This window comes from Propioniciclava flava (genome assembly GCF_004126535.1).
GTDB classification, from domain to species: Bacteria; Actinomycetota; Actinomycetes; order Propionibacteriales; family Propionibacteriaceae; genus Propioniciclava; species Propioniciclava flava.
In genome coordinates this window covers 1-24,770 of the sequence record NZ_PPCV01000011.1, presented here as the reverse complement: position 1 = coordinate 24,770, position 24,770 = coordinate 1, and the positions used below count along the sequence as shown (strand labels likewise).

Annotated in this window: 17 protein-coding genes, 1 tRNA gene and 3 pseudogenes; 13 read left to right on the top strand and 8 right to left on the bottom strand. The window is 68.1% G+C overall.

The genetic code is table 11. From position 1 onward, the window contains the following. Positions 1-239 precede the first annotated feature (239 nt). The 4 genes from hutU to C1706_RS12900 all read left to right on the top strand — a co-directional run bounded on the left by hutU (position 240) and on the right by C1706_RS12900 (position 5,353). Complete coding sequence (gene hutU, locus C1706_RS12915) at positions 240-1,973, top strand: urocanate hydratase (protein WP_129459658.1); 1,734 nt, start codon at positions 240-242, stop codon at positions 1,971-1,973. 105 nt (positions 1,974-2,078) lie between these two features. Continuing rightward, a complete protein-coding gene (locus C1706_RS12910; RefSeq protein ID WP_129459657.1) occupies positions 2,079-3,194 on the top strand; it encodes an S-methyl thiohydantoin desulfurase domain-containing protein in 1,116 nt (371 codons plus the stop codon). Next, positions 3,191-4,951, top strand: coding sequence for an aromatic amino acid ammonia-lyase (locus C1706_RS12905; protein WP_164987564.1), 1,761 nt, complete (start codon positions 3,191-3,193; stop codon positions 4,949-4,951). The genes C1706_RS12910 and C1706_RS12905 overlap by 4 nt, the downstream gene beginning before the upstream one ends. A gap of 192 nt (positions 4,952-5,143) precedes the next feature. After that, positions 5,144-5,353: a hypothetical protein gene (locus tag C1706_RS12900; protein WP_129459655.1), complete on the top strand. Its 210-nt coding sequence runs from the start codon at positions 5,144-5,146 to the stop codon at positions 5,351-5,353. A 13-nt stretch (positions 5,354-5,366) separates the two neighbouring features. On the opposite strand, the gene C1706_RS12895 is transcribed toward C1706_RS12900, so the two are convergent. After that, positions 5,367-7,646 (bottom strand): ComEC/Rec2 family competence protein, encoded by a 2,280-nt coding sequence (locus tag C1706_RS12895; RefSeq protein ID WP_164987563.1) that lies wholly within the window; start codon positions 7,644-7,646, stop codon positions 5,367-5,369. A gap of 41 nt (positions 7,647-7,687) precedes the next feature. Then, positions 7,688-8,272 (bottom strand): helix-hairpin-helix domain-containing protein, encoded by a 585-nt coding sequence (locus C1706_RS14095; RefSeq protein ID WP_164987562.1) that lies wholly within the window; start codon positions 8,270-8,272, stop codon positions 7,688-7,690. 682 nt (positions 8,273-8,954) lie between these two features. Here C1706_RS14095 and C1706_RS12885 point away from each other — a divergent pair. Beyond that, complete coding sequence (locus tag C1706_RS12885) at positions 8,955-9,908, top strand: DUF5996 family protein (RefSeq protein ID WP_129459652.1); 954 nt, start codon at positions 8,955-8,957, stop codon at positions 9,906-9,908. An 18-nt stretch (positions 9,909-9,926) separates the two neighbouring features. On the opposite strand, the gene C1706_RS12880 is transcribed toward C1706_RS12885, so the two are convergent. After that, positions 9,927-10,871 carry a DUF4192 domain-containing protein gene (locus C1706_RS12880; protein ID WP_129459651.1) on the bottom strand — a complete coding sequence of 315 codons (945 nt, stop codon included), beginning with the start codon at positions 10,869-10,871 and terminating at the stop codon, positions 9,927-9,929. A 108-nt stretch (positions 10,872-10,979) separates the two neighbouring features. On the opposite strand from C1706_RS12880, the gene C1706_RS12875 reads away from it, so the two are divergent. The 4 genes and pseudogenes from C1706_RS12875 to C1706_RS12860 all read left to right on the top strand — a co-directional run. After that, complete coding sequence (locus tag C1706_RS12875; RefSeq protein WP_129459650.1) at positions 10,980-11,528, top strand: DUF4352 domain-containing protein; 549 nt, start codon at positions 10,980-10,982, stop codon at positions 11,526-11,528. Between the two features lie 79 nt (positions 11,529-11,607). Beyond that, positions 11,608-11,683, top strand: a tRNA-Ala gene (locus C1706_RS12870). Positions 11,684-11,774: 91 nt separating this feature from the next. Then, positions 11,775-12,047 carry a hypothetical protein gene (locus C1706_RS12865; RefSeq protein WP_129459649.1) on the top strand — a complete coding sequence of 91 codons (273 nt, stop codon included), beginning with the start codon at positions 11,775-11,777 and terminating at the stop codon, positions 12,045-12,047. Positions 12,048-12,100: 53 nt separating this feature from the next. Then, a pseudogene (locus tag C1706_RS12860) lies at positions 12,101-12,751 on the top strand (IS3 family transposase); the annotation flags it as partial. Positions 12,752-12,781: 30 nt separating this feature from the next. On the opposite strand, the pseudogene C1706_RS12855 reads toward C1706_RS12860, so the two are convergent. From C1706_RS12855 to C1706_RS12840, 4 genes and pseudogenes are all read right to left on the bottom strand, one after another. Next, a pseudogene (locus C1706_RS12855) lies at positions 12,782-13,258 on the bottom strand (ISL3 family transposase); the annotation flags it as partial. Between the two features lie 242 nt (positions 13,259-13,500). Then, positions 13,501-14,496 (bottom strand): UDP-glucose 4-epimerase GalE, encoded by a 996-nt coding sequence (galE, locus tag C1706_RS12850; RefSeq protein WP_013160161.1) that lies wholly within the window; start codon positions 14,494-14,496, stop codon positions 13,501-13,503. A 45-nt stretch (positions 14,497-14,541) separates the two neighbouring features. Next, a complete protein-coding gene (locus C1706_RS12845; RefSeq protein WP_129459648.1) occupies positions 14,542-15,930 on the bottom strand; it encodes an MFS transporter in 1,389 nt (462 codons plus the stop codon). Between the two features lie 22 nt (positions 15,931-15,952). Further along, positions 15,953-19,021, bottom strand: coding sequence for a glycoside hydrolase family 2 TIM barrel-domain containing protein (locus C1706_RS12840; RefSeq protein WP_129459647.1), 3,069 nt, complete (start codon positions 19,019-19,021; stop codon positions 15,953-15,955). Between the two features lie 267 nt (positions 19,022-19,288). On the opposite strand from C1706_RS12840, the gene galK reads away from it, so the two are divergent. The 3 genes from galK to C1706_RS12825 are packed head-to-tail and all read left to right on the top strand — an operon-like array spanning position 19,289 to position 22,945. Further along, the gene (galK, locus tag C1706_RS12835; RefSeq protein ID WP_129459646.1) at positions 19,289-20,506 is read left to right on the top strand and encodes a galactokinase; all 1,218 of its coding nucleotides are present in this window, start codon (positions 19,289-19,291) and stop codon (positions 20,504-20,506) included. Further along, a complete protein-coding gene (locus C1706_RS12830) occupies positions 20,503-21,576 on the top strand; it encodes a LacI family DNA-binding transcriptional regulator (protein WP_129459645.1) in 1,074 nt (357 codons plus the stop codon). The genes galK and C1706_RS12830 overlap by 4 nt, the downstream gene beginning before the upstream one ends. Continuing rightward, positions 21,569-22,945: a UTP--glucose-1-phosphate uridylyltransferase gene (locus C1706_RS12825; protein ID WP_075893341.1), complete on the top strand. Its 1,377-nt coding sequence runs from the start codon at positions 21,569-21,571 to the stop codon at positions 22,943-22,945. Before C1706_RS12830 ends, C1706_RS12825 begins: the two co-directional genes overlap by 8 nt. 47 nt (positions 22,946-22,992) lie before the next feature. Here the strand turns inward: C1706_RS12825 and C1706_RS15005 are convergent, their stop codons facing one another. Beyond that, on the bottom strand, positions 22,993-23,343 hold the full coding sequence (locus tag C1706_RS15005; RefSeq protein ID WP_129459644.1) for a hypothetical protein: 351 nt from the start codon (positions 23,341-23,343) through the stop codon (positions 22,993-22,995). Positions 23,344-23,436: 93 nt separating this feature from the next. Between C1706_RS15005 and C1706_RS12815 the strand changes: the two are divergent. Further along, a pseudogene (locus C1706_RS12815) lies at positions 23,437-24,767 on the top strand (ISL3-like element ISPfr3 family transposase). The last annotated feature ends 3 nt before the right edge of the window (positions 24,768-24,770 follow it).

The following is a 24,770-nucleotide window of genomic DNA, read 5'->3' as shown; positions in this document are numbered from 1 at the left end:
CTCGCATGAACGCCTCCGTCGCGACCGCCACCTGGCCGGTCGCACGCTGTTTGGCCATGCCCGCAACGATCTGTTGCTGTCGCTGATCGCTGAGTGACGCGCCCTCAGGCGCACCCCCGCATTCGGCGCTGCCCGCGCCTGGCCGCCTGTTCGCCGCGGCCCCGCTTCATCCCGCACCACTCGACCCGCCCACGGCGGATCGTTGGCGTGTCGCCTCCCCGTCTCCACAGAGGAACCCCATGACCAGCAGCATCCTTGCAGGCCCCACATCGTCCTACCGCGCCCAGCGGGGCCCTCACCTGCGCGCGAAGACGTGGCGGGCGGAAGGCCTGCTGCGGATGTTCGAAAACGTGCTGGAGGTCGGCGAGAACCCCGACGAGCTCATCGTGTACGCCTCCTTGGGTAAGGCCGCCCGCAACTGGGATGAGGCGCGCGCCATCGCGGCGGCCCTGATGGCCCTCGATGAGGAACAGACCCTCGTGCTCGCCTCGGGTGCCGCCGTCGGCCTCCTGGGAACCGGCCCATCCGCCCCCTTGGTGCTGTCGGCGGTCAACAACACGGTGGGCCGTTGGGCCACCTCTGACCGGTTCTATGAGCGCGCCGACGCAGGTCAGACGATGTGGGGCGGGCTCACTGCGGGAGCCTGGCAATACATCGGCCGCCAAGGCGTCCTGCAGGGCACCTACGAACTGTTCGGGACGATCGCCCGGCATCATTTCGGCGCTGCTGCGGGCCGAGAATCCGACGCGCTCGCCGGACGCTGGGTGCTCACCTCCGGGATGGGCGGCATGGGCTCCTCGCAACCCATCAGCGCCGCCATGCTGGGGCTGAGTTCCCTCACGGTCGAGGTGGATCCCGCGAAAGTTCATCGCCTGGCGGACGCCGGTGCGCTCGACCTGATCACCACCGACCTGGACGAGGCCCTGGACGCTCTCGCGCACGCCGGTGACAGCGCGAGCGTCGTCGCCGTCGGGCTGATCGGCAACGCGGCAGAGGTCTACCCCGCGCTGGTGAGCCGAGGCGTGGTGCCCGACATCGTCACCGACCAGACGGCCGCCCACGACGCCCGCTACGGATACGTACCTGCCGGGTACACGCTGGATCAGTGGCGGGCCGCGCAGGCGGAGGATCCCCAGCGTCTGGAGCGCGACGCCAGGGCAGCCATGGCAACCCAGGTGCAGGCGATGCTCGCGTTCGCCGACGCCGGATCAGTGGTGTTTGAGAACGGCAACAACCTGCGCGTCCAAGCGATCGAACACCTCAGTGAGGCCGCGTCGGCGCAGGTGAACCGGATCCCCGGCTTCATGGAGGCCTACCTGCGTCCGCTGTTCGCCCGGGGAATCGGACCGTTCCGCTGGGTGTGCCTGTCCGGGTCGAGCCAGGACCAGCGGGTGCTGGACGACCTCGCCATCGAGATGTTCGGGCAGCGGCGTCGCGAGGTGGCCCGGTGGATCGACGTGGCCCGCACCCAGATCCCGCCCCAGGGGCTCCCGGCGCGGTCGTGCTGGCTCGGCCACGGCGAGCGGTCAGCGTTCGCGCTCGCCGTGAACGCGTTGGTCGCCGACCACACGTTGGAGGCTCCCGTCCTCTTCAGCCGCGACCACCTCGATTCCGCCTCCATGACGCATCCGCGGATCGGTACCGAAGGGATGCGCGACGGTTCCGACGGCGTCACCGATTTCCCCCTCCTGGACGCCATGGCGCTCGCCGCGACCGGCGCCGACCTGGTTGCCGTCCACTCCGGTGGTGGCGGCTATGCGGGGTGGATGCAGTCGGCGGGAGTTTCCATCGTCGCCGACGGGCGCCCCGAAACGGCCGTGCGGCTGCGTCGAAGCCTGGACGCCGACACCGGGCTGGGCGTCCTGCGGCATGCGAGCGCAGGCTACGAGGAGGCCTCGGCGAGCGTCACCTCGGGCGGGGAAACCGGGAATGCGCCCCTCATCTGGCTCGGTGGCGGGTCTCGTCCTCGCTAGGCCCGCGCCACCAACTCCCTCGCACCTTCCCGCCCCATCCGCCCAAGGGCGCCCCTCAGCTCGTCCACCATCGCCCATTCCCCACATCACATCCAGGAGCACACCATGAGAGAACTGACCCCCCTCGATGCCAGCAACGCCGTCCTGGGCGGCGGCGTCCTCGCCTGCGGTGGGGGCGGTTGGAAGCACCACGGGGAACTCATGGGCGGGCTAGCCACGAGCCTGGAGCGGCCGGTGCTCGCCTCCCTCGAGGAGGTGCCCGCAGACACCTGGGTGGCGACCGTGACCGCCATCGGCGCCCCCGCGGCCAGGGACTGGGAGATCCGTCCGGCCGACTATGTTCACGCCCTGCAGGAACTCATCCGTGCCGCCGACGTGCCGATCGGCGCCGTCATGACGGCCCAAAACGGGTACTCCACGACGCTGAACGGTTGGATCCAGTCCGCGATGCTCGGCGTCACCGTCCTGGATACTGCCGGGGATGTGCGCGCCCACCCGACCGGCAAGCTGGGTGGCCTCGGCTTGGGGGAACGCCCCGGCTATGAGTCGATCCAGGTGGTCAGCGGCGGCAATCGGGCCCTGCACGGTCACTTCGTGTCGGTGAACCGCGGCAACCTCAACACGGTCGACGATGTGCTGCGCGACATTTCGGTGCGGGTGGGTGGCTTCATCGCGTCCGCACGCAACCCCGTCGAACTCGACTGGGTCAAAGCCAACGGCGCCCACGGTTCCATCTCGCTGGCCCTCGACCTGGGGTCCGACCTGGCTGCCGCCCGCCACGACGGTCCCGACCCCCTGGTGGCGGCCGCCCAGGCACGCCTTCAGGCCGACCTGATCGACGAGGGGCCGCTGCGCATCGAGAAGCGGACGCGCACCCTGGGCGGCTGGGATCGGGGAACATTCCGCATTGGGGAGCACACGGTGCCCTACCTCAACGAATACATGGCCGTCGAGCATGCCTCCGGCCGGGTCGCCACCTACCCCGACACCATCGTCATCCTCGACAAGTCCACCGGTGAGGGCTTGGCGGTCAAGGATGCCGGCAAGGGCGGCCAGGACGTCGCCTTGCTGGTGTCTCGTGCCGGACGCCTGCCGGTGTCCAGTTCCAGCATCGATCGGGCGGGGCTGGCCGAATGCGAAACGATCATGGGGATCGACTTCCTCTCCTACCTGGACGCGGATCTGCGGCCTGGCACTGCGGCCTACACCCCGGCGTCATGAGCGACACGCTTCCCGACCTGGTGAGAACGGGGTTCCACGACGGTACAGAGACCCCGACGCTGACCGACGCCTCGGCCTCGCTCAGCGCGGGAGTCCAGGGCTCCCCTGCCGGGCCTGCACTCCGCTGCCCCACGACGCGTGGCGCCATGAACGCCCACCCCCGCGTCGTCGAGATCGGGGCGCCCCTCACGACCACCGATGTCGCCGACGTGGCCATCGGTCACGCGTCGGTGCGGGTCGACCGCAGGAAGATTCTCGCGCGGCTCAGCTCCGCCCGGGCCGTCGTGGATGCCACGCTGCGCTCCGGCGTCCCGGCGTACGGAGTCAACCGGGGGCTAGGACCGCTCCGCGACCATGAGATCCCCGCCGAGCTCATGGGTGACTTTCAGCGCTACGTGATCCTCAGCCACGCGGCCGCGATCGGGAAGCCGCTCTCACGCATCGAGAGCAGGGCTGCGGTGGTGACGCGACTCAACACGCTGGCGGCAGGCGCCTCGGGGGCGTCACCGGCCCTGTTCGAGGGGCTCCTGGAACTGTTGCTGCGCGACGTGGTGCCGGTGATCCCTGATCAGGGTTCGGTGGGGGCGGCGGATCTGTCGCAGCTCGCAGCCATCGGCCAAGTCCTCATTGGGGCCGGGGAGGCTTGGCTGCCCGGTTCAGACGAGGTCGTCCCCGGAGCCACCGCACTCGCGGCGGCCGGTTTGCGTCCGCTCGTTTTGGAGGCCAAGGACGCCCTCGCCCTGGTGGGTTCGAATGCCTTGTCGGTCGCGAGTGCGTCCCTGGCACACCGCCGCTCGACGCTCGTCGCTGCCCGGGCCGACTTGGTCGCCGCCCTCACCTTGGAAGCCTTGGGGGCCAACCTCAGCCCGTTCAAAGAGGTCGTCCTCGCGGCCCGTCCGCACCCGGGCCAGCAGGTGAGCGGGGCGCGGATCCGGGAGGTTTTGTCCGACGGCGACCTGGCCCAAGGCGTCCGGCCCACCGCGTCGCTTCAGGATCCCATCTCGGTGCGCACTGTCCCGCAGGTGCATGGAGCGTTACTGGATCAGCTGGATGACCTCGAACGCGTCCTCGAGGTCGAATTGAACTGCGCGCCCGATAATCCCTTCCTCGACGCCACCACCGGGGAGTTCATTTCCAACGGCAACTTCTCGATCACCAATATCGCTGTGTCTTTCGATGCCCTCAGGATCGGGTTGGCCCACGTTGCTCTCCTCGCGGAGCGGCGGGTCGCGATCTTGGTGCGGCACCTGCGCCAGGGCGTCCCGTTGGCCGAGCAGGTGCAGCGAGTCACGTCGGCCACCGGCTACGTGACGCCCCTCATCCTGGCGCAGACGGCGTCGGCGCTGGTCGCCCAGATCAAGCATGCGGCCACGCCCATCTCGTTGAGCGGGACCACGGTGGGCGACGGCATCGAGGATCATGCGTCCTTGGCGTACTCCTCCATCCGGCTCACAGAAGCCACGCTGGACCATGTGGAGCGGCTGTTCGCGGTGGAGGCTCTACTGGCCGCCAGCGTGATCGCCGTCGCGACGCGCTCCCGGCCCTTCCGTCTGGCCAGTCCCGTCTACCGGCTCCGCGAAGCGATCCTGGAGGTCACTCGACGCTCGCACACCACCGCCGAGGTGGTGGACTGGGTGGTGGAAGCCCTCCGACGTGAACAGCGCGGCGACGATCTGTCAGAAATGCGCGCTCCGGCGACCCCGCCGCCCGTGTCCTGGTTCGACCGTGACGTCTCCCGCCACGACCAACTGCACTGAGCCAAGCCCTCAGCCCGAAGTCACGTCTGTCTCTCCCTTTTCTCTCTAGGGAACACACCCTTCTACCCAGGGAGCACACCCCCTCAGACGAAAGTGCCAGCTCAGGGTAGGCCAAAAGAATGGACGATCGACCAGGGGAGCCATTCTTGGCGAACGCGCATAACAATGGGGTCACCCGCAGAAGGGGGCCACATGAGACGACGATCCGCGCACCGCTCTTCCCGTGGTTTTCGACTCGTCCCGGGGATGGTGCTCTTGGCCTGCGCCCTCGGCTTGGCGGCGTTCGTCGCAGAATCGGCGCCCATCAGCAGCATGCTCCTGAGCGGGGCGGGTCTTCTCGGTTTCGGGTTGACCACGACGGCAGCGCTGAGGGAGTTCCTCAAGCGCCCGTCGGGGACGTAGCCCTCGCACGCCCCTACCGTTGCGGCGTCACGACGAGGCCTCCAGGGGCCGGGGCGACAGTGATGCTGCCGTGCTCGTCCGTGCGGATCACGCGAGCCCCCGTCCCCGCGACGTCCCGCACCGTTGATGCCGCTGGGTGCCCGTAGTCATTGCGAGCGCCCACGCTGATCAGGGCCACCGCCGGGCTCACCGCGTCGAAGAATGCTGCCGCATGACGGCTGGAGCCGTGGTGAGGCACCAGAAGCACGTCAGCGTCCACCGCCTCACCGAGACCTGCGTGCGACGCTTGGGTCTGCTGTTCCGCATCACCGGCCACGATCAGGCTGACCCCGCCGACGAGCACACGGATCAACAGCGACGCATTGTTCTCCGCAGACGACTCACCATCACTCACCGCGATCTCGACGGGGGCCTGGGGCGCCGTCACGATCGTCACGGTGGCCTCCCCCAGTGCCCACGCCTCGCCGCCACCCGCGAAGACGCGGGGGACTCCGGGGAGCGCCGCCGCGATGGACCGGTCGGCCGCCGCAGGGGTACGGACGCTGGAGGTCACGACCATGGAGACGCCTCGACTGCTCAGCGCGGCGATCCCGCCCGCGTGATCCGCGTGGAGGTGCGTCAGGATCAGCAGCGGCACCGTCGCCACGCCGAGTTGGTCCAAGCACCGGGTGAGCAGGCGAGGTTCGGGCCCGGTGTCGATCACGACGGCCTGCTTGGGACCTGCTCGTACGACGGTGGCGTCGCCTTGCCCGACATCGCAGGAGGCTAGGCGCCACTCGGCGTCGGGCCACCCGGGCGTGACCGGTGGACGAATCAAGGCCAGCGCTACGATTCCCGCCAACGCGACCGCCGCGAGGGGTCGTCTGAGTACGGCCGGTAGCGCGACCGCAGCCAGGAGGCATGCGACCGCCACGACGGCCTGCGTGCCCACGTGGACGGGGAGCGGGGTCGCCGCCCCGGGAAGGGCCTCACCCCAGCGTGCGACCTGTGCGATCGCCCACGCACACCACCCTGCAAGCCACGCAAGACCCTGCGCGAGGGGCATCAGCACGGGGGCTACGAGCGTTGCGGCCAAGCCCAAGACAGTGGCAGGAGCAACGAACGGTCCCGCAGCGAGGTTGGCCAGCACAGCGACGACGCTGACTTGACCGGCCAGGGCAATCACCACGGGCTCGGTCGCCACCTGCGCGGCGAGAGGGATCGCGAGGGCTTCGGCAAGCCAGCGTGGCAGCCAGTACCCGAGCGCCTCCGAGAATGGCCGAGCCCACAGCAGCAGCCCGCCGGTCGCCAGCACCGAGAGGGCGAATCCCACTGATAGCGCCATCGCCGGAGCCAGTAATACGACGGCTGTCACCGCCACGGCGAGCCGCCTCAGCCCCTCCCGAGGGCCGCCACCGTGCCCCAGTGCCGCCACGCCCACAAGCCCCATGGCCGCGGCGCGCAACACGCTGGGCTCCCCCAGACACAGCAGCACGAACCCCGCTACCCCGGCGGTGAGCACGACCGCGATCCAGCGTCCCCGCACGCCAAGCCACACCGCCATCCATCGCAGAAATCCCAGCATCAACGTCAGGTTTGCCCCCGACACTGCGGTGAGGTGCGTCAATCCCGTGGTGACGAATCGCTCCCGTAGATCATCGGAGATCCCCGAGGTGTCTCCGACGACCAGTGCCGGGACCAGCCCCCGCGCCTCGTCGGGCAATCCCGCACAGGCGGCACGCAATCCTGCACGGAGCGCTCCCACCACGTTCCAGGGAAGACCGGGAGCCTCCACATGAGTGGGCGCGCCGCGGCCCGCCACCACGACCCAGGAGGCCTCTCCAGGATCAGGTTCCTGCAGCCGCACCGACGCCTGTACCCGGCTCCCCAGGGGCAACGCCGCCCACGCCCGAGCGGCATCCCCGCTTACCATCACAGTCGCCTCCGCACCCGACGACCAAGCGCGTCCCCTCGCTTGGATGGAGCGCAGCGTCCCGGAGGCTCGCCACCACGCTGGCCTGGTTGCGGTGGCCTCCCACAGACGCCCGGCCCCCACGTCCACCTCGACGGTGGCGCTCGCACCCTCACGCGCCAAGGCCCTGGCAGCATCGCCCGTGCTCGCCGCAACCTGGACCCCACTGGACAAGGCACACAGACACCCCAGACACACTGCGGCTAGGGCCACAGCACTGCGTCGCCACCACGCCACGCCCGCAAGTGCCCCCAAAAGTACGACAGCTACCACGGTTGCGGCAGGCATCTGCGACCTGACGGCTGCGGTCACGCCCCAGGCCACGACAGCGATCAGGGGCATGACCCACACCGCGACTGGCTGAGGCGAAGACGTGTCGGCGCTCATACGCGGACCAGCGGTGCGAGTCGCTCCAGCGTCTTGGCGCCGATGCCCTCGACCTCTTGGAGTTCCTCGACGCGGGAGAACGTCCCATGAGAATCGCGCCAGGCCAGGATCCGCTGGGCCGTCACCGGACCCACGCCCGGCAGGCCATCCAATTGCTCCGCCGTCGCCTTGTTGAGGTCGAGCACGGTGTTGCCGCGCGCCGCACCACCGGCGGCGGGGGCTGCTTCACCGCGGACCTCGCCACCGACCGCAGCGGTTGTACCGATCAGGATTTGCGCGCCGTCGGTCAGCACTTGCGCCAGGTTCAGCTCCCCGGGCCGCGCCTGGGGCGTCAGGCCACCGGCGGCTGCCAGTGCGTCCTCGACGCGGGCACCTTCCGGCACACTGACCACCCCCGGGTGAGCGACCGCGCCCAGGACGTGGATGCGGATCGTCGGTTTCGGGCTCGCTGACGCCGATGCGGGAGGGGCTGTCGCGGTGATCGGGGTGGGTGTGGGGGCCGCGACCTCGATGGGACGAGCACTCGCCTGGCTGGCCGCCCACCAGGCAACCGCAAGCCCGATGAGGCCTATGATGGCCACGACCACCAGGTGGGTGCGGGTGAACCACGACAACCACCGTGACGCGAACAGCGGCTCCGCGGGTTCGTCCGGGGGGTGAGCCCGCGCACGTCGGGGTCGCTCGGTTGACGGTGGCGCTCCCCGTTCGGACCGCAGAGTCGCGCTCCGCTCGCTCGAACGACTCCCCCGAGGCTCATCCAGCGGCAACAGCGAGCGCCCCTGCCGCGGGCCACGCTCCCGCAACTCCACATCGTGACCGCTCCCAGGATGTGGCGGTGGGTCGGTGTCGTCCTCCGGTGGGGGTTGCGCGCCTTGTGACGCGACGTGTGGGGGCTCTTCGTCGCGCCACCTTGCAGGCCGTGGCTCGGGTTCAGGAGGGGCCCACATCTCGGCCGCGCTCATCATCTCGGTCGCGCCCATCGTGGGCACGCTCAGAGTCTCCGGCATACCAGGCGTGCGATCGCGACTGCCGCGAACGTCGTCGAGGACGGCGCTGAGCCTGGCCCGTGCGGCCTCACGCATCACCGAGTTCCTGCTCATGCCATCACGTTGGGCACCGTCGACGCCCACGCGCCATGACGCCGTGCACCTGTGGACAACCATGCGTCGCGCCGACCTCATCCACAGCTTTCCGCAACGACGGCCCGGCGCTAGCCTGCCGATCAGCACCCAACCCCACCCCTGTCTCGCCCAGGAGGAACCCATGACCGACGAACGCTGGCCCCGGCTTGTGGTGGATGAGTGGGCTTCCACTCGCGAACTGCTGCACATGTGGTTGCAGATCGTCGGCAAGGTGCAGATGGTCTCCACGAGCCTGCTGAACCACTGGTGGAACGTGAGCTTCGAGGTGAACGCTCGAGGTCTACGGACGCACCTGCTCCATGGCGTCGCGGCGTCCTTCGACATGGAGTTCGACTTCGTTGACCATCGCCTTGTCATCCGTGACAGCGACGGAGCACAGCACTTCATCCCCCTCGTGTCCGGCTCGGTGGCGGACTTCTATGCCCGCTTGCAGGAGGCTTTGGTTACGTTGTCGCTGGGTTGCTCGATTGTGGCGTCCCCGAATGAGGTCTCTCCGGCCATCCCGTTCGCCGAGGACACCACGGTGCGCGAGTACGATCCGGTGGCCGCCAGCACCTTCTGGCGTCAACTTGTGAGCATGGAGCCGGCCTTCTCGGCTTGGCGTGCCGGGTTCATCGGGAAGGACAGTCCCGTCCAGTTGTTCTGGGGGTCACTCGACCTCTCAGCGACACGTTTTTCCGGTCGGATGGCTCCACCGCACACCGGCAACCCGCCGAACTGCCCACCGTGGGTGATGGGCGAAGCTGAATCCCGCGAGAACGCCGCAGTCGGCTTTTGGCCTGGCGGCTCACCAGAGGGCAGCTTCTACGCGTACTTCTATCCAGAACCCTCGGGGTATCGCGACGCTCACATGCCGGTGGGGCATTTCGATACGAACCTCGGCGAGTGGATCCTCTCCTATGAGGAGGTTCGCACCAGCCCAGACCCCGACAAGACTCTCCTCGCCTTCTTGAATGCCACCTACGTCGCAGGTGCTGAGGCAGCCCACTGGGATCGGGCCGCATTGGAGGTGGATCCGCACCGCCTTGATGACCGGATCTACCGCGGGCTGGCTGCCTGGCGTCGCCGCCTCTAGCCCTCGGCCTGGGCGGTGTCAGCCCAGGCGGGTCAACGCCTGGTGACCCTCTCGCAAGCTGTCCCACTCGTCGGGGCTGAGCGCGGCCGCGTTGATCAGGTCGAGCAGGTCAACCCACTCCGGTGGGCCCTGAACCGATCCCAGTTTCTCCAGGCACACGGTGTGGAGTGCTCCTTCACCGGCCAGCCAGGCGCTGATCCCTAGGCCCACCAGCGCTCCACCGGCGCAGGCGGGAACACTCCCTCGGACGACCTGCAGCCAGAACCGCTGATGCTGCGCGGCCGACTCCCGGGTCACAGCCCGCACCTGGGCGTCCAGAAAGCCCGGGTCGTGTGACGCCAGGCACACCACAGTGGCCTCATCGAGCGAGAGATCGGGCCCACCGGCCAGATGGACCGCCGCCGTCGCCGCTGCCCGCTCCCGCAGATGCCTGATCCCGGTGAGGCTCGCCTCGACGCGCACCAGCGAGGCCTGCATATCTGACGCGGACCAGGCTGGCTCCAGCAGCGCGACCAGTTCGTCACGGCTCGCGCGCACGGGGCGACCAGCGAACGCCGCACGGGCGACATGCACGCTGCCAACACGGTCGTATGGCGTGCCGCTCGCATCGTCGGGGGTGTCGTACCACCGGCGCCCATCCGCGACGAGGAAGCGCCGCTGCAGGTCAGCGGGAAGGTCGGCGTCCATCTGCCGAAGGGCCGACCAAGCGGCATCCACCTGCCCCGAGACACCGACGAACACGAAACAGGCCCGAGGGAATCGCCCCCACAGGTGCGCCAGCGAGGCGTGGAGGCATCCCTGTGCGTCAGGAAGGTCAGCTCGGGCGGTGACGACGACCTGGGAGCCGTCGACGGCAATCACGACGAGGGACTCCTGAGGATGGAATCCCAGGAGCATGGGGATGATCTCAACCAGGTCGGTCGTGGTGGCGACAGTGACTCGCTCGGTCTCGGGAAGACTCATGCCCGCCAGTTGGGTGACCACACGGCTGATGAGGCACCGTCCACAGCGCTTTGGTTCGTCCACAGGTGTTGCGATGCTGACCTCCGGTGGTCGGGTAGCCTCGCCGCTATGACGCAACAGTGGCCGCAGCAGGATCCCTACCAGCGCCGCCCGGTCGATATCAATGCCTACGCACCGCCCAAGAACCCGAACGGCACCCGCTGGGTGATCGCCGTCGCCGTTGTCGTGGTCGCCGCCGTTCTCGCCTTCGTGTTCATCAGGCCCAACAGCGACGCCCCTGCCCCCTCCCCCACACCGTCAGCGCCTGAGCAGACTGCGGGCCCCGGCATGCCCTTCTCGCTGCCCGGCGCCACCGCAAGCGCGGGACGCTGGGAGGTGCTGAGTCGCACCTGGGACGGTGACGCCGTCGTCGCGCGCGTCAAGATCACAGCCGATCGCGGCGACATCACCTACGGCTTCGTGATGTTCTCCAACGCCGGAACGACCGTGTACGACCCCACCCCCGGCGCCCCGGCACCCGCGCTCGACACCGGGAACCTCTCCGCCGGCCAGACCACGACCGGCTACGTCCGCTTCGAGATCCCACGCGGTGACGCCACCCTCATCCTGACCACCAAAGCCGGACGGCAGATGTCGGCGCTCCCCATCTCCGGCTAGCGCTCCCCTCCCCGCGGCAACGATTTGGCGTAGAGCCCCACCAGGGGGTAACGTTCTACCTCGTTCCGCAGGGTAACTTGGGGCTATGGCGCAGTTGGTAGCGCGCTTCCATGGCATGGAAGAGGTCAGGGGTTCGAATCCCCTTAGCTCCACCAAAAGTGACATTTTCGAACCCTGCCCCGCAGACAAGCGGGCAGGGTTCGAAGTTTCTTCGGGGTCGGATGCTTGGGCCTCGGCGATCGGTGCGTGACCAGGGATGACGCAGTCCAACGCTGCCTGGACGGCCTGGCCGGGCTGGTAGCGGACGGTCTCCTCGTCGTCAAGGATGATCTTGTCGAAGAGGGCTCGGTTGAGGAAGCGGCGTTCAGCAGGTTCGCACCGCGCGTAGACGTCGCCGAGATCGGTGAGGATGTCGGCGAGCTGGTCGAGGCCCTCACGGGCGTCCTCGTAGCTGGCGGCGAGGTTCTCCAGCCGGTGTTCGATAGCGTCGAGGGTGGTGCGGATGCGTTCCTGCTCTGACTTGAGGAGGTCGAGCGGGATGGCGTGAGGCGATGTCGGATCGGACCGCATGGCGGATCGCCTCCATGAACGGGTGGTTCAGCGCGTTCGGCAAACCCAAACGGGGTAAGAGCCGCCGGCCCGGCCCGCCGGTTCACGACGACCTCTGCGCCGTGCTCGATGAGGACGGTCGGACCCGGCCTGTGTTCGCCGCGGACGCGCCGAACCAGCTCTGGCTGACGGACATCACCGAGCACAAGACCGTGGAGGGCAAGCTCTACCTCTGCGCGATCAAGGACGTCTACTCCGGCCGGATCGTCGGATACTCGATCGACTCGCGGATGAAGTCGCGGCTGGCCGTTCAGGCGCTCGAGAACGCCGTCCAGGTGCGCGGCGACATCGCCGGCTGCGTGGTCCATTCGGACAGGGGATCTCAATTCCGAAGCAGGAAGATGCTCCGCGCTCTGGCCCGCCACCGCATGGTCGGGTCCATAGGCAGAGTCGGCTCCAGCGGAGACAACGCCGCGATGGAAAGCTTCTTCGCGTTGCTGCAGAAGAACGTCCTCGACCGCCGCTCCTGGACCACACGCGAACAGCTGCGGATCACGATAGTGACCTGGATCGAGCGGACCTACCACCGCCGACGCCGTCAAGCCCGCCTGGGCCGTTTGACGTCCATCGAGTTCGAGACCATCAGGAACACGACCGTCGCACTGGCGGCGTGACTACAACCTGTCACCTATCCATGCAGCAGACCCGTCGAATCGGGCCGGGTCGTTGATCAGCAGCCGCTTGCCTTCGGCCAGGACCGCGTCGTTGGCGGTGTTCCAGGCGACGCCGAGTCCTTCGGCGACCCGGGCCACGGTGAGGTGCTGGACCACGATCCCTTCCAGCGCCCACCGCAGCCCAGCACGGGACAGCTTGGCCCGCGGTTCGGCCGCCGCGCTGGTGTCTTGGCGCCACACGCGGGTGCAGCCGGTGCACCGGTACCGACGGACCGTCACGACCAAGGTCGTCGGCCGCCAGCCCTGCGGGGCATGGGCGAGCTCGCGCGTGACCGAGTCGCGCGGGCTGCCTTCACAGCCGCAGCGGCGGCACCAGCGGTCGTCGACGACCCGGCACGCGAGAACGGCACGGTCGGGCTCGATCCGTTGCCCGGTGACGACGAGCCCGAGGTCGTCGAGCCGACAGAACTTGGTCAGGTCGGGGCAAGCGAAGGTAGCGTCAGACAAGTCGAGGTCTTCTGGATGGAAGGTGTAGGAACCCCCATCATCGGGAGACCTCGGCCCCTACCTGGCCACCGCCCCAGCTACACCCTCATCTGTGATGAGCCGATTAAGATACCCGGTGGTTGGAAAACGTCTGCCACTGAGTACTTCTCCTGGTCAACTGGGTGCGGGTTCGGGTGGTCGACATCGCGGGTGGGGTGAGGCGTGTCGTGTCCCGATGAGGCAGGTGCCGTGGTCAGCGGGTCTCACTCGCTTATGTCGGGATGGGCGGTGCGCGCCTGCCACGCCGAGGTGACCATGTCGTCGATGGAGTGGCGCATCCGCCAGTCCAGGTCGCGGGCGGCGGCGTCCCCGTTGGCGACGATGCGCGCCGGGTCGCCGGGGCGGCGCTCGCCGATCACCGGCTCGAAGGTGTGGCCGGTGCCACGCTGCATCGCGTCCATGATCTCGCGCACCGAGAGCCCGTCGCCGCTGCCCAGGTTGTACACCGGCCGCAGCTCGCGCCCCTCGGCCATCGCCGTCGCGGCGGCGACGTGGCTGGTGGCCAAGTCGGCGACGTGGACGTAGTCGCGCACGCAGGTGCCGTCCGGCGTCGGGTAGTCGGTGCCGTTGATGCGGGGCGTGCGGCCCTCGATGAGCGCCTCGATGACCAGCGGGAACAGGTTGTGCGGGCTGGTGTCGTAGACCTCGTCGGTGCCGGAGCCGACGACGTTGAAGTAGCGCAGGCTGACGTGCTGCAGCGGCGTGGCACCGTCGGTGAGCTCCAGCGCGCGGGCCTGGTCGGCCAGCAGCCACTCGCCGATCAGCTTGCTCTGGCCGTAGGGCGACTCGGGGGCGGTGGGCTGGTCCTCGGTGACCAGGTCGACGTCGGGGGTGCCGTAGACGGCCGCCGAGCTGGAGAACACGATTCGGCTGACGCCGACGCGCTGCATCGCCTCCAGCACCGCCGCGGTGCCCTGCACGTTCTGGCTGTAGGTGTGCAGCGGCCGGGCGACCGACACGCCGGCGTACTTGTACCCAGCGATGTGCATCACGCCCTCGACGTCGTGCTCACGCATCGTCCGCTCCAGCAGCGAGGTGTCCTGCACCTGGCCTTCGACGAAGTCGACGCCGTCGGGCACGAATTCCCGGTGGCCGCTGGACAGGTCGTCGACCACGATCGGGGTGATGCCCTGCTCGATGAAGGCCCGCACGACGTGCGACCCGATGTAGCCGGCTCCGCCGGTGACCAACCACGACATGTCTTCTCCTGTGTCTCTGGGGATGCTCGAAGAGGGTGCTGGTGCTCACGCGGTCACGCGGTCTGCCGACGTGCGCAGCGCCCGGTTGGCCTTCTCGACGTCGAGCCGGGTGAGGAAGGCGAGGATGATGAGGGTGGCGATGGCGGGGATCCACAGGTACATGAAGTAGAGCATGTGGATCGCGGAGCTGCTCTGGGTGGTGGCGTTGCCGACGTAGCCGCTGGCGGCCAAGAGCCATCCGGCCAAGGCTGTTCCGACGCCGCCGCCGATCTTCACACCGAGGGTGGTGCAGGAGAACATCATGCCGTCGATGTGCTTGCCGGTGCGCAGGAAGGTGTACTCGGAGGCCTCGGCGATCAGCGCATTGAGAGTGCCTTGCAGGGGGCTCATGCCCAGAGAGGCGATCGCGGAGGAGGCGATCATGAGGGGGATGCTGCCCATGTAGCCACCGGCCACGACACCCAAGCGGCCCAGGACGGCGACGACGTAACCCCAGATGTTGAGGCGGTACATCTGTCCGTAGCGCTTGACCAGAACGGGGGTGAACAGCAGTCCGATGATCAGCGGAATGTTGATCGCCCATGCGAAGGCGCCCAGACGGGTCGCGTCACCGAGGACGTAGGTCATGAAGTAGATGCCCATGTTCAGGGTGGCGGTGAAGATCTGCTGGACCAGGTAGATGACCAGGATGATCAGATAGAACTTGTTGGCGAGCAGGATCCGGGCGCCCTCCTTGAACGAGTAGCGCTCGGCGGCGGCCGGATCGTGGCCCTCGTCAAGCTCTTCGGGCGGCAGCTCCTTGACCGACAGCACCGAGATCGTGTTAACCGCCAGACCGATGACGGCATAGATGATCGCGATGGCCCGCCACCCGTCGGCGCCGCCACCCAGCATGCGCACGCCCTGGACGGTGAAGGTCTGGATGAGCATGCTGGTGGTGAACGCGAACATGAAGCGGATGGAGCCCATCTGCACTCGTTCGGCGGAGTTCCTGGTGATCAGCGCCGTCAGCGCCGAGTAGGCGATGTTGTTCGCGGTGAAGAACACCGAGTTGAGCAGGATATAGGCGAGGAAGAACCAGATGTACTTGCCCGTCTCACTGAGCCCGCCGGGGATGGCGAAGCTGGCGACCAGGGTGACAGCGCAGCCGATGTAGGGCCACAGCATCCACGGCCGAGCCTTGCCCATTCGGGTATGGGTGCGGTCGAGCAAGGCCCCGAAACCGATGTCGGTGACACCATTGAACAGCTGGGCGACCATCATGAGCGTGCCGATGACACCGGCGTTGAGGCCCATCTGGTCGGTCAGGTAGATCATCAGGAAGGCCGACAGGAACGCGTAGACCACGTTGCCGGCGATGTCACCGGAGCCGTAGCCGATCTTGTTGCCCCAGGTCAGGTACGTCTTGCCAGAACTTGCAGCGTGTGTGGGCATGGTTTCGGGTCTCCCGGTGGGTTCAGCGGCGGGTGGGGGCGAGGACGAGGTCGACGTGGTACGTCTCGTCGTCGACCCGGTAGCGGGCGAGCAGCTCGGGGCCGCAGCTGTTGGAGCCGATCCCGGCCATGGCGTGGTCGATGCACAGCACCACCTGGTCGTCGGGGTCCAGCTCGACGTCGTGTCTCGTAATCGACAGCTGCTCTTGGGTGATCCGGGAGGCGTTGAACGAGAACGGTCGCGGTGAGGTGACGGTCAGGCCACGCGCCGCATCGGCTTGCTCCACACGGACCCAGTCGCAGTCTCCGCGGCTGCCGTTCTCCTGGGGGCGGAGGTAGTCGACGAACAGTCCGTCGATGCTGCTGGTGAAGTGGCCGTGGCGGCTGGCCTGCCGCTTGTCTGGGTAGTTCTCGCCCGGACCGAGCCCGACCCACGACGCCTGGTCGAGTTCCGGTGCCAGGAAGAAGCGCAGACCCAGTCGGGGCAGGGTTGGGAACCCCGGTGTGCGGGTGACGTCCATCTGGCACCGCAATCGGCCCGCGACGTCGATGGTCCAGCTGGCGTCGAGGCGCAGGATGGGCTGGATCGTCGCGGCGTCCAGGGTCATGCGGGCGCGCACCACCACGGACCCGTCAAGGGTCTGGGCGGAACACTCATGTGCGCGGACCGCGGCATACGGGTAGCGGGCCCGTTCCCACTCCAGGCGGATGCGTCGGTCGTTGTCGGTGGGCGCGCGCCAGATGTTGACCTCCGCAGGTGCCGTGAACATCTCCTGGTCGCCCACGAGCATCGACGTGGGCATCCCGGTGCCGGTGTCGAAACGGTACTGGAAGCCGTCACCACGCACCGTGATCGCGGAGGGGTCCTGCTCGACGGCGGGGGAGACGCCACCGGGCGGTGCCTCGAGCAACTGCACGGACTGCTGGTTGCGGGGGTCGGCGACAGGGACGGCGACCTCATCGAAGCCGAGCTCCTGGCCCGCGGCGCGCACCGCGTCGCCGACGCGGAGGTGTTGCGTCACACGCAGGTGACAGCGCCCTACCCGCGGCAGCTGGGGGCGGCAGGTCACTTGGGTTTCGGTGTGGGGCGGAACAGGACGCGTGAAGGACAGGTCGCCACGATCTAGGACGATCCCGTCGCAGACCAGCTCCCAGGACAGGTCGACCACCTCGTCGAGATTTGTGAAGTCCAGGTCGTTGCGCAGCGTCAGCATGCCCGCGCCGGGGTCGTGCGCGACGACTCGGGCTGGGCGCTGCACGTTCTTCAGTTCCAAAAGGCCGGGGTGGGGTCGGCGGTCGGGCCACACGAGGCCGTCGACGCAGAAGTTCCCGTCGTGGATGACTTCACCGGAGTCGCCGCCGTACAGGTAGCAGGGGCGGCCGTCGTCGGTGTGGCCGGCTAGGACGGCGTGGTCGCACCACTCCCACACGAACCCACCGCACAGGCGAGGGTCGGTGTGGATGAGCTGCCAGTAGTCCTCCAGGTCACCGGGCCCGTTGCCCATTGCGTGGCAGTACTCCACCAGCACCAGCGGCTTGTCTGGATCGCCTGCGAGGTAGTCGAGCATCTCCTGCTGTGACGGGTACATGCGGCTGTACAGGTCGATGTTCGAGTAGTCATAGCTGCGCTTGGAACCGCGGTAGAAGGCGCTCTCGTAGTGGGTCACCCGGTCCGGGTCGAACTCCTTCATCCAGGCCAGGGAGACCTCGAGGGTGCAGCCATAGGCGCACTCGTTGCCGGCCGACCAAGAGAAGATGCTCGGCCGGTTCTTCTCGCGCTGGACGCAACGCTGCACGCGGTCCAGGGTCGCCTCCGTCCAGTCGGGACTGTCGGCGATCAGCTCGTTCCAGTGCTCGACGACGTTGTCCCAGGACTCGTCGGCCAGGAACTGGGCCTGCGTTCCGTGGCTCTCGTTGTCGGCCTCCGACATGACCAGCAGGCCGTACTGGTCGCACAACTGGTAGAAGCGGGGGTCGTTGGGGTAATGGGAGCTGCGCACGGCGTTGATGTTGTGCCGCACCATGAGTTCCAGGTCGCGGCGCATGTGGGCGACGTCGACGGTGGGTCCGGTGGCGGGGGCGGAGTCATGGCGGTTGACGCCCCTCAACGTCACCGGGCAGTCGTTGAGGCGCAGGACCACGTCGTCGATCGAGACCTCTCGCAGACCCACCTGGTCGGTGACGACCTCGTCTGGCATCTCCAGCAACAGGGTGTACAGCTCCGGGTGCTCGGGGTTCCACAGGCGTGGCCGGTTGACGTGGAGTTCGACGGCGTGGCTGTACCCGCGGGCGTCGTTGGCCTCGGCCAGCACACCGCTGGCCACCGTCGTGCCATCTGCGCCGAGCAGCGTGGCCCGGGTCTCGACCGGGCCACCCACGTAGGAGGCACGCAGGCGCACCGTGGCGCCGGCCTCGTGGATCTGGGTAGTGGTGAAGTAGTCGAACAGGTGACGGGTAGGGCGGTCGACGAGGTAAACGTCGCGGAAGATGCCGCTGGTGCGGAACTTGTCCTGGTCCTCGAGGTAGGTGCCGTCACACCACTTGAACACCAACACCGCCATGTGGTTGGTGCCCTCCACGAGCGCCTCGGTGATATCGAACTCGCTCGTGGCGTGGCTGACCTGGCTGTAACCGACGTAGTGCCCGTTCACCCACACGTAGAAGCAGGAGTCGACGCCCTCGAAGACCAGCATCGTGTCGGGCGCCGCCGCGTCGGCGTGGTGATCGAAGGTGGTCCGGTAGGCGCCGCAGGGGTTGTCCACGGGGACGTGGGGCGGGTCCAGCGGGATCGGGTAGCGCACGTTGGTGTACTGGTGAGCGTCGTGGCCCTGATGCTGCCAAGTACCCGGAACGGTGATTGGAGCGAAACCCTCGACCGTGCACCCGGGGTCCATGAAGGCCTCGTCCAGGTCGTTGACCGAGTGGTGGTAGCGGAAGTCCCACTGACCGTTGAGCAGTTGGACCCGGTCGGACGACTCACGGGCGGTGACGACATCGGTCACTGCCGCTGAGGCCGGCACGAAGTAGGCATGGGCGGCCAGCGTGTTCTCGTGCAGGACCTCCAGGCCCTGGTGGTGCTTCGGGATGCTCACCGCTGCTCCTGTTCGTTCCGGCCCCGACGGTGGGGTGGAACTCCTGTGGGGCGGTGGCCTCGTCGGACTCGGCAACTTCGCCGACCATTCTGCGCCTCCACGTAAAAATGTTTGCGGCACCATCGGGATGCTTGTTCGATGCTGCGCCTTGGATGTGCAGAATGTCAAGGTCTTGAGCGCGAGCACTTGTTCGCGCAAACATGAACGTCGACGACGAGGTCTTCCGGCTGGGCCACACGCCCGGGGTCGGCGGTGAGTAGGAACGTGATGGGTGACGATCTGGCCCAGCAGGCATGGAGTGACGAGCAGGGCACGCGCGCGGCGCTGGAACTGTTCCAGCAGCACTTCGACGGGCGACCCGGCGGCGTCTGGGCGGCCCCCGGTCGGGTGAACCTCATTGGTGACCACGTCGACTACAACGACGGCACCTGCCTGCCCATGGCCCTGCCGCACCGCACCTTCGTGGCGGTGGCGCGTCGCAGCGACACTGCAGTACGCCTGGTCACCGGTCTGCAGACAGACGCCCCGTGGCGGGGTGACCTCGCAGAGGTGCGGCCGGGCGGCGTCGAAGGATGGGTGGCCTACAGTGCGGGACCCGCTTGGGCGCTGCGGGAAGAGGGCGTGGCGACAACCGGCTTCGATGCCGCAATCGTGTCCTGCGTTCCCGTGGGCGCCGGTCTGTCGTCCTCGGCTGCGGTCGAGTGCGCCATGGGTCTGGCCCTGGGGGAGCTGAACGGCGCACCGATGGGTGGCGACGACGCGGGTCGCGCCCGCCTGGCCGCACTGTGCGTCGAGTCGGAGAACCGGGTGGCTGGAGCCCCGACCGGTGGCATGGACCAGGCTGCGTCACTGAGGTCGGAAGCTGGGACGCTGCTGCACCTGGACTGTCGTGACGGATCCGTCGAGCACGTGGCCTTCCCCATGGGGGAGATGGGTGTCGACCTGGTCGTGGTCGACACCAGGGCCAGTCACGAATTGGCCGACAGGCAGTACGGACAACGCCGTGCGAGCTGCGAGGCGGCGGCCCGGGCATTGGGCGTCGCTTCGCTGCGCGAGGTGGCAGACCGCAACCGACCCGAAGATCTCGAGCCGCTCCTGGCGGCGCTGCCGGACGAGCAGATGCGGTCCCGGGCCCGCCACCCCATCACCGAGATGTGGCGGGTGGAGGACATGGTGAAGGCTCTGGGTGCGTGTGACGCCGTGGGGGCGGGCCGGTTGATGAGCCAGTCACATGCCTCGCTGCGTGATGACTTCGAGGTGAGCGTCGCAGAGCTCGACGGTGCGGTGGAGGCGGCCGTCGAGGCGGGGGCCTTCGGCGCCCGGATGACCGGCGGTGGCTTCGGGGGGAGCATCGTGGCGCCGGTGCCGCGAGGGCGGGCCTCGGACGTTGCCCACGCGGTAGTCGAGCGGGCGCAACAGGAAGGTTTCCCGATCCCGGAGGTGCACCTGGTCACTCCCAGCGCGGCCGCGGGGCGTCTTGCATGAGTGACCAGGTCCTGCGCTCGTCGACCCGGGGTGGCGTTGGTTGGTCGGGCCGTGCCACCGCACGAGACGTCGCAGCCGTGGCCGGGGTCTCGGCGCAAACCGTCTCCCGAGTGGCCAATGGAACACAGTCGGTGGCCGAACCGACTCGGCAAAAGGTGCTCGCGGCGATGGCGCAGCTCGGCTACGCCCCCAACGCGGCCGCCCAGGCACTGCGAGCAGGGCGGTCGTCAAGCATTGGTGTGGTGGCCCACCACCTCAACCGGACAGGCGAGGCCAACATCATCGATGCGGTGTGCACCTCGGCACGCCAGCACGGGTATGACGTGGCTTTGGCCCACGCGGCCAGCGGGTCGGCCGAGGACGTGAACCGCGCGATTGCACGGGCTCGGCAGGGCGTCGCGGGCCTGGTCGTGCTGGGATTGGAGACGGCCGAACTGGCGACGGTGCGCATCCCGCCGTCCCTGCCCGTGGTGTTGGCCGACTCCTGGGCGGACCTGTCTGTGCCGAACGTGGGCCTCGACCAACAGGCCGGAGCACGCCTCGCGGTCGACCACCTGCTGGGCCTGGGGCACGACACTGTGCACCTGGTTGCCGGGCCGCGAAACTCGGTGCAGTCGAGGCAGCGGGAGCAGGGCTGGAGAGAGTCCCTCCAGGCGGCTGGACGTCGGGTGCCCGCGACGGTCAGCCATGGTGACTGGAGCCCCGCCTCCGGGTACCGCGCCGGCTTCTTGGTCGCCGATGACCCCAGCATCACCGCGGTGCTCGTCGCCAATGACGAGATGGCCGCTGGACTCCTGCGAGCCCTGCACGAACGCGGCCGCAGGGTTCCCCGTGACGTGGCCGTGGTCGGCTTCGACGACGTCAGCGCCGCCTGGCTGTGGCCCCCGCTGACCAGCGTCCAGCAGGACTTCACCACGATCGGCTTCCACCTGGTCGACGTCCTGTTGCGCCAGATCGACCGCCGCGACCATGGCGGCCCGGTCCGGGAGTCCATCCTCGTACCACCACACCTCCAGGTCCGCGCAAGCAGCGGGATCCCCAGCACCGCAGAAGGAGAACACCATGACTGACATTGGCCTGACCCAGGCCCGCGACAAGATGCATGCAGCAGGGGTTGGAGCAGCAGCGATCCGGGTGTTCGAGTCCCACTATGCGAACTTGGCCGATGGAGCCGGCGGGTATGTCCGCGAAGCCGACATCGAACCCCTCCTCGAGGTCGACATGGCCAGCGACGTCGACATCGATCGCCGTGAGGCAGAGGATGCACTCGACCGGACGGCGATCCTCAAACTCAATGGCGGCCTCGGTACGTCGATGGGTCTGGCCAAGGCCAAGAACCTGCTGGAGGTCCGCGACGGGCTGACCTTCCTCGACATCATCGCCCGCCAAGTGCTGGCCGCCCGTCAGCGCCATGGCGTGCGACTGCCGCTTCTGTTCATGAACTCCTTCCGTACCGACGCCGACACCCGCCGCGCGCTCGAGGCATACCCCCAGCTCGCCGTCCCGGGCTTGCCCCTGTGCTTCTTGCAGAACCAGGAGCCGAAGCTGAGGGTCGACGACCTCACTCCGATCGACTGGCCTCGCGACCCCAGCCTCGAGTGGTGCCCACCGGGCCACGGGGACGTCTATACCGCGCTGGACGACTCTGGAATCCTCGACCTGCTCTTGGAGCGTGGCTACGAATACCTGTTCCTGAGCAACGGCGACAACCTCGGGGCCACACCGGACGCACTCCTGGCCGGCTGGTTCGCCCAGTCATCTGCCCCGTACGCCGCAGAGTTGTGCACCCGTACCGCCAATGACCGCAAGGGCGGGCACTTGGCGATCCGCCGCCGCGACGGACAGCTGGTACTGCGCGACACGGCGCAGACAGCGCCGGAGGAAATGGACTTCTTCACCGACGAGCACCGCCATCCCTACTTCCACACCAACAACCTGTGGGTCCACCTGCCCGTGCTCAAGCGAACCCTTCAGGAACGCACCGGCGTGCTGGGCCTTCCGCTAATCCGCAACGAGAAGACCGTCGATCCGGCGGACCCCACCTCACCCGCGGTCATCCAGATGGAGACCGCGATGGGTGCCGCCATCGAGGTGTTCCCGGGAGCCAGTGCCATCGGCGTGGACCGCAACCGGTTCCTGCCGGTCAAGACCACCAATGAACTCCTGCTGTTGCGCTCGGACCTGTTCTCCTTGGATGAGGATCACCACCTGACCGCCCGAGGACCGATTCCTGAGATCCGTCTGGACAACCACTACAAGATCGTCCAGGACTTCGATCGCCGCATCCCCTACCCCCTGGGCCTGCTCGGAGCACGCAGCCTCACGGTCTTGGGTGACGTCAGCTTCGGGCAAGGCGTAACCGTCCGCGGCCACGCCCGCATCGACACGGCAGAGCCCATGCTCGTCCCTGACCACGCCGTCCTCGGCGACCCGGCTTGAAACCGTCGAGCGCCACCCCCAGATCCAAGGAGGACACTGAGGTTTTCTCACCAGGCTCCTCGCACGTGAGTAGCGATCACGAGGGCTGAGCGGACGATCTGGGTGATGCGCCAGGGGTCGAGGGTGACTTTCTGGAGGGCCTTGAAGTGTTTGATGATGGCATTGGCTCGTTCGGCTGGGGCGCGGAGTTGGGTGATGAGCCGGTTGCGGGTGTTGGTGTCGGGGGCCAGGCCGTGGCCCTTGATCGGGTGGCATGAAGCGCCCTGAGTTTGTTGGAGACTCCTGACCTTGGAAACGAGGATGGGGTTATGCCGAAGGAACTGGCGAATGGGAAGCCGACGACGCGTCGCTACTCGGTCGAGGGGAAGGGGCTCTTCCCAGATGAGGGTGTAGCGCACGTCGCGCGGCGGGCCGGCGCGTCGGTGTCGGGGTGAGGGTCGAGGTCTCCCGAGGATGAGAGTTCCTACACACTCAGCCCGAAAGACCTCGACGTGCACGACGCTACCGTCGGCGGGCGCGCTGATGCGTTCGCCAGCCCCGACCTGACTGCCTTCTGCCGCCTCGACGAACTCGGCCTCGTTGTCACCGGGCAGCGACTCGAGCCGGATCGTGCCGTATTGGCCTGCCAGGTGGTCGAGCCCGACCAGTGGTGCCGGCGCTGCGGCTGCGAAGGGAGACCACGTGACACCGTGGTCCGACGGCTTGCCCACGAACCACTGGGCTGGCGGCCCACGACGCTGGAGGTCGTCGTGCGCCGTTACCGCTGCAGCGGCTGTGGGTATGTGTGGCGCCAGGACACCACCGCCGCGGCCGAGCCCCGGGCCAAGTTGTCTCGGCGCGCTCTGCGGTGGGCGCTGGAAGGGATCGTGGTCCAGCACCTGAGCGTGGCTCGGGTCGCCGAGGGGCTCGGGGTGGCCTGGGACACCGCCAACGACGCCGTTCTGGCCGAGGGCAAGCGGGTGCTGATCGACGAGGAGCACCGCTTCGAGGGGGTGAAGGTCGTCGGGGTCGATGAGCACGTGTGGAGGCACACCCGTCGCGGCGACAGGTACGTCACCGTGATCATCGACCTCACCCCAGTGCGAGATGGCACCGGCCCGGCACGGCTGCTGGACATGGTCGAAGGACGCTCCAAGCAGGCGTTCAAGACCTGGCTGGCCGACCGCCCGCAGGAGTGGCGCGACGGCGTGGAGGTGGTCGCGATGGACGGCTTCACCGGGTTCAAGACCGCCGCCGTCGAGGAACTGCCCGACGTGGTGACCGTGCTAGATCCCTTCCACGTCACGCGCCTCGCTGGCGAGGCGCTCGATGAGTGCCGACGGCGAGTTCAGCAGGCCATCTGTGGGCACCGCGGCCGCAAGGGCGACCCGCTCTATGCCGCCCGCCGGACCCTGTCCACCGGCGCCGACCTGCTCAACGACAAGCAGAAGGACCGACTGGACACCCTGTTCGCCGACGACGCCCACGTCGAGGTCGAGGTCACCTGGAGCGTCTACCAGCGCATGATCGCCGCCTACCGCCACGAGAACCGGCGCCACGGCCGCGAGCTGATGGCCCGGCTCATCGACTCGATCAGCACCGGCGTCCCCAAGGCCCTGGTCGAGATCACCAAGCTCGGCAGGACGCTGAAGAAGCGCGCCGCCGACGTCCTGGCCTACTTCGACCGGCCCAGCACCTCCAACGGACCCACCGAGGCGATCAACGGCAGGCTCGAGCACCTGCGCGGCTCGGCGCTGGGGTTCCGCAACCTGACCAACTACATCGCCAGATCCCTGCTCGAGACCGGCGGGTTCAGACCCGACTACACCCTGGATTCGGATGAGCC

Bases quoted from the DNA above. Each gene is read 5' to 3' on its own strand.
- C1706_RS12910 (WP_129459657.1), top strand. From the start codon at position 2,079: ATGAGAGAACTGACCCCCCTCGATGCCAGCAACGCCGTCCTGGGCGGC.
- C1706_RS12875 (WP_129459650.1), top strand. From the start codon at position 10,980: ATGACGCAACAGTGGCCGCAGCAGGATCCCTACCAGCGCCGCCCGGTC.
- C1706_RS12825 (WP_075893341.1), top strand. From the start codon at position 21,569: ATGACTGACATTGGCCTGACCCAGGCCCGCGACAAGATGCATGCAGCA.
- C1706_RS12845 (WP_129459648.1), bottom strand. From the start codon at position 15,930: ATGCCCACACACGCTGCAAGTTCTGGCAAGACGTACCTGACCTGGGGC.
- galE (WP_013160161.1), bottom strand. From the start codon at position 14,496: ATGTCGTGGTTGGTCACCGGCGGAGCCGGCTACATCGGGTCGCACGTC.
- C1706_RS12905 (WP_164987564.1), top strand. From the start codon at position 3,191: ATGAGCGACACGCTTCCCGACCTGGTGAGAACGGGGTTCCACGACGGT.
- C1706_RS12900 (WP_129459655.1), top strand. From the start codon at position 5,144: ATGAGACGACGATCCGCGCACCGCTCTTCCCGTGGTTTTCGACTCGTC.
- galK (WP_129459646.1), top strand. From the start codon at position 19,289: ATGGGTGACGATCTGGCCCAGCAGGCATGGAGTGACGAGCAGGGCACG.
- hutU (WP_129459658.1), top strand. From the start codon at position 240: ATGACCAGCAGCATCCTTGCAGGCCCCACATCGTCCTACCGCGCCCAG.
- C1706_RS12880 (WP_129459651.1), bottom strand. From the start codon at position 10,871: ATGAGTCTTCCCGAGACCGAGCGAGTCACTGTCGCCACCACGACCGAC.
- C1706_RS12885 (WP_129459652.1), top strand. From the start codon at position 8,955: ATGACCGACGAACGCTGGCCCCGGCTTGTGGTGGATGAGTGGGCTTCC.
- C1706_RS12895 (WP_164987563.1), bottom strand. From the start codon at position 7,646: ATGCCCCTGATCGCTGTCGTGGCCTGGGGCGTGACCGCAGCCGTCAGG.
- C1706_RS12830 (WP_129459645.1), top strand. From the start codon at position 20,503: ATGAGTGACCAGGTCCTGCGCTCGTCGACCCGGGGTGGCGTTGGTTGG.